We start from the raw sequence: 6,900 nt of genomic DNA on the forward strand, positions 1-6,900 counted from the left end.
CTCGTGTCCCGAGCGGTGCAGCGCCTGCGCCACGGCGGCGAACCGCTCGCGCGGCCAGCGGCGGGCCGCCGCGTCGGCGCCGGGGTGCACCACGACGGCGCCGGGGGCCGGGGAGGCGGCCGTGGGCGGCGGGATCCACAGCTCGCGCGGGTCGGCCGGGATCCCGTACCAGTCGAGCAGCCGGCACCAGCGGTGCCGTTCGTGTTCGTCGGGCCGCCACGACGGGCCCGCGATGCCGGGGGTACTGGGATGCGCGTACGCGAAGAGCCGTGCGGGGCGCAGCCGTTGGAGCAGCAGGTGGCTCGGCGGGCCGTTGCCGTGCAGGTCCACCGCGACGTCCGGTGCGGGCCCGTCCCACGCCAGCTCGGCGGGGACGGCCCTCGCCAGGGCGGACGCGGGCAGCAGCCGGTCCACCAGACCGGTGGCCTCCGCCGCGTCCGCCAGCCGCTCGGGGGCGGCCAGTACCACCTCGTGTCCGGGCAGCCCGCGCCGCAGGGCCCGCAGGGCGGGCACGGCGGTCAGCAGGTCGCCGAGGCCCAGGGCCCGCAGGACCAGCACGCGCGGGCGGGGCGCGCGGTCCGGCGCGTCGCCGCCGCGCGTGAGCGGGTGGGTCCGCTTCTCGGCACTCATGTCGGTGACTGCCTCTCCTGGTTGGCGTCTCGGTACGGGTGCGGAGCCGGCCGGGGTCTCAGGGCGAAGCGGGCCCCACCCGTACGGCGGCCTGCGCGGCCCGGTGGGCCAGCAGCGTGGTGGAGCGGCCGACGAGGTACGGCAGGACGACGGCCTGCCCGCCCCAGGCGCGCAGCACCTCCGCCTCGGGGAGGTCCTCGACGGAGTAGTCGCCGCCCTTCACCCAGACGTCGGGCCGCAGCCGGCTGAGCAGCGCGGCGGGGGTGTCCTCCTCGAAGACCGCGACGGCGTCGACGCTGCCGAGCGCCGCGAGGACCCGCAGCCGGTCCCGCACCGGGTTGAGCGGGCGGCCCGGACCCTTGCGGCGGGTGAGCGAGGCGTCGGAGTTGACGCACACGATGAGGCAGTCGCCGATCCGGCGGGCGCTCTCCAGCAGTCCGACGTGGCCGGCGTGCAGCAGGTCGAAGCAGCCGCCGGTCGCGACCACCGTGCCGCCGCGCGCCCTGACGCGTTCGGCGAGGGCGAACGGGTCGGTCTCCGGGGCCTCGTCGCGCGCGCCGGGGGCGGCTTCGGTGCGCCACAGCGCCGGGTTGCCCGCGCCGCCGGCCGCCACGAAGGCGGCGGCCTCGGCGACGGCGCGCTGCACGGCCTCCTCCGGGAGCGCCCCGTCCGCGAGCGCGGCGGCGGTGGCGGCGGCGAAACAGTCGCCCGCGCCGCACGGATCGCCCTGGGCGCGGTACGGCGCCGGGACGAGCATCGGCGTACCGGCGCCGGGGCGGGTCAGCAGCACGCCGCGCTCCCCCAGGGTCACGGCGACGGCCGCGGCCCGCCAGCGCTCCGCGAGGTCGCCGCCGCGCCGTGCGTAGGCCCGCAGGGACTGGCCGTCGGCGGGGCTCAGCGCGCACGCCTCGGCGCTGTTGGGGGTGACGATCCTGGCCCCCGGCACGGGGTCGTCGCCGCTGGGGTGGGGGTCCCACACCAGGGGTGTGCGGCGGGCCGCGGCCTCCAGGTGCGGTCGTACGGCGCTCGCCGTACCGCGCCCGTAGTCGGCCACCAGTACCGCGTGGGCCTGCGCCAGCGCCTCGCGCACCGCGTCGTCGGGCTCGCCGGGTGTTCCGCCGCCCCGGTCGATGCGCACCAGGGGGCGGCCGCCGGCCAGTACCCGGGTCTTGACCGGCAGGGTGCCCTCCAGCGGGATCTCCACCAGCCGCACCCGGCCGCGCAGGGCCCGGCGTACCGCTTCGCTCGCCGGGTCGTCGCCTAGCGCGGTCACCAGGGTCACCTCGCGGCCGCCCCGGGCCGCCAGCGTGGCGGCGAGGCCCGCACCGCCTGGGTGGCTGCGGTCGCCGGTGACGTCGACGACGGGAGCGGGCGCGTCCGGGGACAGCCGGGTGGAGACGCCTTCGATGTCCTCGTCGAGCAGGACGTCCCCGACGACCACCAGGGGCTTGGGCGCGGTCATGAGAGCCTCCGCTCCGCGGCGGCGACGGGCCGGACCCCCGCCCCGGCGGCCGGCGCGGGGGCGCCGCCCGCCGCGTCGAAGCACTCGCACAGCACGTGCACGGCGACCAGGTGGGCCTCCTGCACGGCCGCCGTACTGTCCGCGTCGACGCACAGCGCCTCGTCGGCCGCCTCCGCCAGCGGGTTGGGGCCCGGCCCCGTCAGCGCCCATACGCGCAGCCCGGCGGCCCGGCCGGTCACCGCCGCCGTGATCAGGTTGGCGCTGCGGCCGGAGGTCGACAGGAGGACCAGGATGTCGCCGGGGCGGCCGTGGGCGGACACCTGGCGCGCGAACACCTGGTCGAAGCCGTAGTCGTTGCCGATGGCCGTCACGCTGGACGTCTCGGCGTGCAGGGCGATGGCCGAGTACGCCGGGCGCTCCTGCCGGTAGCGTCCCACCAGCTCGGCCGTCAGGTGCTGGGCCTGGGCGGCGCTGCCGCCGTTGCCCGCGGCGAGCAGCCGGCCGCCGACCGGGAGTACGGCGGCGAGTTCGGTGCCCCAGGCGGCGAGCCGGCCGAGGCTCCGGTGGCGGAAGCCGGTGAGCGCGTCCTGCAACGACTGGCAGTGCCGGTGCGCGGCGTCGAGTACAAGGGATTCGTTCATACTGGCCGGGCGTGCCGCGTCCGGGGGACGACGGCCGGACCCGCACCTCCTTCGGACATCGGTGCTGCGCGGTTGACGGTCGGGTGGCTGGCTGGCGGGCGCTTCAGACGACCCCCGTCACGGCGGGCCGCAGGGCGAGGACCTCCCCGTACACGGACTCGGTGGACGCGGCGACGCGCGGCCAGCCGTACCGGCTCAGCACCCGGCGGCGGCCGGCCTCCCCGCACGCCTCGCGCAGCGCGGGGTCGTCGAGCAGCGCGCCGACGGCGCGGGCCAGGGCCTCGGGGTCGCCGGGCGGCACCAGGCGGCCGGTGGCGGGGTCGGCGACGGTGTCGAGCTGTCCGCCCACCCCGCTGGCGACGACCGGTTTGCCGCACGCCATGGCCTCCAGCGGGACGATGCCGAACGGCTCGTAGTCGCCCGGGCACAGCACCACGTCGGCGGTCCGCAGCAGCGGCGCCACCTCGTCGCCGGGCACGCCGCCCGTGAAGCGGACCCGGTCGGCGACCCCGGCCTCGTGGGCGAGGCCGCGCAGCCGGCGGACCTCCGGGTCGTCGTCGAGCCGGTCGGCCGACGGGCCGCCGACGACGAGGAGTTCGGTGTCGGGCAGCGCGCCCAGCGCGGCGATGGAGACGGCGGCGCCCTTGCGGGGCACGAGGCGGCCGAGCTGGATCAGCCGGTGCCGGTACGTCCCGTCCCGGTCGGCGACCGGACCGTACGGCGTGAACTCGGCGGTGTCGACGCCGCAGGGCACGACGCTCACCTTGTCGGCGGGGATGCCCATCCTGCCCAGTTCCGCGACCTCGTCGTGGCAGGTGGCGACGACGTGGTCGCAGCCCGCCCCCACCTCCCGCTCGCAGGCGATCCGCGCGGGCGGGCTGGTGTCGGCCCGCCGCTGGTGGCGACGCTTCACCGTGCCGAGGGCGTGGAAGGTGTGGACGAGCGGCAGCCGCAGTTCGCGCGTGGCGTGGAGCGCGGCGAGGCCGGACATCCAGAAGTGCGAGTGGACGAGGTCGGGCGGCCGTATCTGCCATTCGCGGGCCAGGTAGCGCCCGAAGGCCAGCATGTGGGGCAGCAGTTCGTCCTTGGGGATCTGCTCCGGCGGCCCGGCGGGCACGTGGTGCACCTCGACGCCCGCGCGCAGCGGCACCCGTTCCGGCAGGTCGCGCGCGTCCCGGCGGGTGTAGACGGTGACGCTGTGGCCCCGGTCGGCGAGTGCGCCCGCGAGGCGCGCGACGTGGACGTTCTGGCCGCCCGCGTCCACTCCGCCGAGGACGGCGAGGGGGCTGGCGTGCTCCGAGACGAGCGCGATCGACAGGGCGTCGGTGCGTGCGACGCCGCCGCCCACGGGGTCGAGGGATGTCATGGACGCACCTCCGTGATCACGCGCTCCCAGTCGCCCAGGAAGCGCTTGAGCCCGTACCGTTCGAGCGCCGCCTGACGGCCGCGCGCGCCGTCCTCGGCCGCGGCCTCCGGTTCCTCCAGGTAGTGCCGGGCGGCGCGCGCGAGCACCTCGGGGCGGGTGGACAGCGTTCCGGCTCCGGGCGGGACGGCCTCGACCACCTCGGTGGTGGCCAGTGCCACGACCGGCATGCCGAGGTGCATGGCCTCCAGCAGCGACAGGCCGAGCGACGTCCAGCGCACCGGGTGCAGGTACAGGCGGCGCTCGGCGAGGGCCGCGTGCAGCTCGCTCTGCGGAAGGTCGGCGGTGTGGCACCGGTCGTCGGATATGCCGAGGTGCGCGGCCAGGCCCTCGCTGCGCATGCCGAAGACGTCGAGCGGCGCCGCCTCGGAGAGCGCCGGGAGCAGGTCCGTGCCGGTGTACCGGCCGCGCCGGACGGGGTCGTTGACGACGACGGCCGCGCGGGCGAGCCAGCCGGTGTACTGGTGGCCGGGATCGACGATGCCGTGCTCGACGACCTCGGTGCGGGTGGACCCGTTGTCCCAGAACAGCCGGTTGAAGTGCGTGACGTGGACGAGCGTCAGGTCGTCACGGTCCGCGAAGGGGTGCCGGGTGTTCGGCACGTCGCCGTCCGGTGCGTTGTGCTCCAGATAGACGGCGGGTACGTCGCGGCCCGGCCGGCGTCCGCCGAGCCAGCGTTCGGCGAGTTCGAGCTCGTGCGGGCGCTGGAGGACGACGAGGTCGACCTGCGTCTCGCGCAGCTGCTCGGGCGTCACCTCCCGTACCGAGTCCGGCCAGGTGAAGGTACGGGCCCGGCCGAGCCCGTCGGGATCCCGCGCGGGGGTCACCGGAACGAGATAGGTGTGCGGTCCCTGGACGAACGCCGTGGTCCAGGAGCCGTGTACGTGCCACAGCAGGATGTTCATGCGGTCGCTCCTCCTCGTTCTCGTTCCTTCTCGGGTACGCCGCCCGGTACCGCCGGGCGGCCCGCTTCGGGGCGGGCGTCGCCGCCGAGCGCCGCCACGGCGGCGAGCACCTCCGCGTCGCCGACCCCGTCGAGACAGGGGTGGCCCGGCGCGGGGCACTGCCGGGCCCTGGTTCCGGCGCAGGGCGCGGCCTGGTCGCCGAGCAGGACGTGGGGCACGCCGTACGGGCCCCATCGCTCGGCCGGTACGACCGGTGCGAACAGCGAGGCGACGGGCGTGCCCACGGCGGCGGCCAGGTGCGCGGGGCCGGTGTTGCCGACCACCGCGACGCGGGCTCCGGCGAGGACGCCGGCGAGCTGGTGCAGGTCGGTGGCGCCGCCGAGGTCGAGGGCGTGCGTGCCGGCGACCTCGGCGGTCAGGTCCTTCTCCGCCCGCCCGCCGGTCACCACGACGCGGTGGCCCGCGGCGGAGAGCGCGGCGGCCGCCCGCGCGGCCCGCGCGGGGCTCCAGGCGCGGGCCGGGACGGCGGCGCCGGGGTGCAGGACGACGTACGGGCCGGGTCCGGTCAGGTGTCCGGTGGCGGGCGGGGGGCTGACGCGCAGCGTCCCGTCGTCGCCGGGCGGCAGCGGGAAGCCGGCGTCCCGCGCCAGGTCGAGGGCGGCTTCGGCCTCGTGCCGGTGGGGCAGCCGGTGGTGGCGCAGGTCGAGGAGGGAGCCGGGGTAGTCCTCGCTGTCGGCGGCCGTCCAGCGCACGCCGGCGAGTTTCAGCAGGAGGGCGGCAGGGAGAGGGCTCTGGTGGTACGAGACGAGGACGAGGGCCCGGTCGAAGGCGCGGGCGGCCAGCTCCGCCAGGAGCCGGCGGGTCTCCGCGCGCGTCACGGGCGCGGGGTCCACTCCGACCCAGGGAGCGTCGTGGACCAGCACTTCGTCGACACCGGGCAGCAGCCGGGCGGCCTGGACGCCCAGCGGCCCGCAGAGCAGGGCGGTGTGCGAGGAGCCGGCCGCGACGGCCCGTACGGCCGGCCCGGCGAGCAGGACGTCGCCCGCGCTGTCCAGGCGGACGACGAGTGTCCGGGGCGCGGTCATCGCACGCCCCCCGTCCGGGCGGCCGGGCCCGGCGTGAGCACCAGTCGCACGGCGCGCAGCAGATCGGCGGCCCTCTCCCCGGCCGCCGCGGTCTCCTGCGGACGCGTCACGGGTGTCGGTACGAGGACACCGCGCGCGCCGGCGGCGGACGCCGCTTCCACGTCGGCCCCGATGTCCCCGATGACGACGGTGCGCGCGGGCGCGGCGCCGAGCCGGGCGCACGCGGCCAGCACCAGACCGGGCGCCGGTTTGCGGCAGTCGCAGCCGTCGCCGGGCGCGTGCGGGCAGACCGCCCAGACCGCGAACGGCCCGAGCAGTTCCTCCACCCGCCTGTGTACGGCGACTACTTGACGTCGCGTCAGCAGACCCCTCGCCACGCCGGACTGGTTGCTCACCACGCCCACCGGAATCCCGAGGGCCCGCACGGCGTCGACGGCTTCCCGGGCCGACGGCATGAGTTCCACCCGCGCCGGGTCCCCGTTGTACGGAACGTCGACGACGAGCGTCCCGTCCCGGTCGAAGAGCACCGCTTCGGGCACCGGCGGTCGCACGGGCGGCGCGTCCTGGCCGGAGGCGGCCGGTCCGTGAGGCCCGCGGCCGGCCGACGAGGCGCCGGCGGGCGGGTCCCGGCGCGGGTCCGGGGACCCGCCGGCGCCGAGCCGTAGGGGCGCGGGGGCCGCCGGTCCGTGAGGCCCCCGGCCGGCGGACAGGGCGCCGGCGGGCGGGTCCGGGGACCCGCCGGCGCCGAGCCGTA

General features: G+C 77.6%; 7 protein-coding genes. All 7 read right to left on the bottom strand.

What is annotated here, in order from left to right; translation table 11 throughout:
• The coding region (locus E2E34_RS28975; RefSeq protein ID WP_369334634.1) for a glycosyltransferase family 9 protein at positions 1–630 on the bottom strand (630 nt) is incomplete at its 3' end.
• 58 nt (positions 631–688) lie between these two features.
• Positions 689–2,092 (bottom strand): D-glycero-beta-D-manno-heptose 1-phosphate adenylyltransferase, encoded by a 1,404-nt coding sequence (gene rfaE2, locus E2E34_RS28980; RefSeq protein ID WP_138904849.1) that lies wholly within the window; start codon positions 2,090–2,092, stop codon positions 689–691.
• Positions 2,089–2,733: a D-sedoheptulose-7-phosphate isomerase gene (locus E2E34_RS28985; RefSeq protein ID WP_138904850.1), complete on the bottom strand. Its 645-nt coding sequence runs from the start codon at positions 2,731–2,733 to the stop codon at positions 2,089–2,091. The genes rfaE2 and E2E34_RS28985 overlap by 4 nt, the downstream gene beginning before the upstream one ends.
• 103 nt (positions 2,734–2,836) lie before the next feature.
• Positions 2,837–4,099: a glycosyltransferase gene (locus E2E34_RS28990; protein ID WP_138904851.1), complete on the bottom strand. Its 1,263-nt coding sequence runs from the start codon at positions 4,097–4,099 to the stop codon at positions 2,837–2,839.
• On the bottom strand, positions 4,096–5,061 hold the full coding sequence (locus E2E34_RS28995) for a glycosyltransferase (protein WP_138904852.1): 966 nt from the start codon (positions 5,059–5,061) through the stop codon (positions 4,096–4,098). The genes E2E34_RS28990 and E2E34_RS28995 overlap by 4 nt, the downstream gene beginning before the upstream one ends.
• Entirely contained in the window at positions 5,058–6,146 is a 1,089-nt protein-coding gene (locus E2E34_RS29000; RefSeq protein WP_138904853.1) for a glycosyltransferase family 9 protein, read from the bottom strand. Before E2E34_RS29000 ends, E2E34_RS28995 begins: the two co-directional genes overlap by 4 nt.
• Positions 6,143–6,697 (bottom strand): D-glycero-alpha-D-manno-heptose-1,7-bisphosphate 7-phosphatase, encoded by a 555-nt coding sequence (locus tag E2E34_RS29005; protein ID WP_138904854.1) that lies wholly within the window; start codon positions 6,695–6,697, stop codon positions 6,143–6,145. The genes E2E34_RS29000 and E2E34_RS29005 overlap by 4 nt, the downstream gene beginning before the upstream one ends.
• Between the last annotated feature and the right edge of the window lie 203 nt (positions 6,698–6,900).

The sequence above is a fragment of the Streptomyces albidochromogenes genome (genome assembly GCF_005981925.1).
In the GTDB taxonomy this organism is placed as follows: Bacteria; Actinomycetota; Actinomycetes; order Streptomycetales; family Streptomycetaceae; genus Streptomyces; species Streptomyces albidochromogenes.

Coding starts and splice junctions, on each gene's coding strand:
- rfaE2 (WP_138904849.1), bottom strand. CDS start 2,092: ATGACCGCGCCCAAGCCCCTGGTGGTCGTCGGGGACGTCCTGCTCGAC.
- E2E34_RS28985 (WP_138904850.1), bottom strand. CDS start 2,733: ATGAACGAATCCCTTGTACTCGACGCCGCGCACCGGCACTGCCAGTCG.
- E2E34_RS28990 (WP_138904851.1), bottom strand. CDS start 4,099: ATGACATCCCTCGACCCCGTGGGCGGCGGCGTCGCACGCACCGACGCC.
- E2E34_RS28995 (WP_138904852.1), bottom strand. CDS start 5,061: ATGAACATCCTGCTGTGGCACGTACACGGCTCCTGGACCACGGCGTTC.
- E2E34_RS29000 (WP_138904853.1), bottom strand. CDS start 6,146: ATGACCGCGCCCCGGACACTCGTCGTCCGCCTGGACAGCGCGGGCGAC.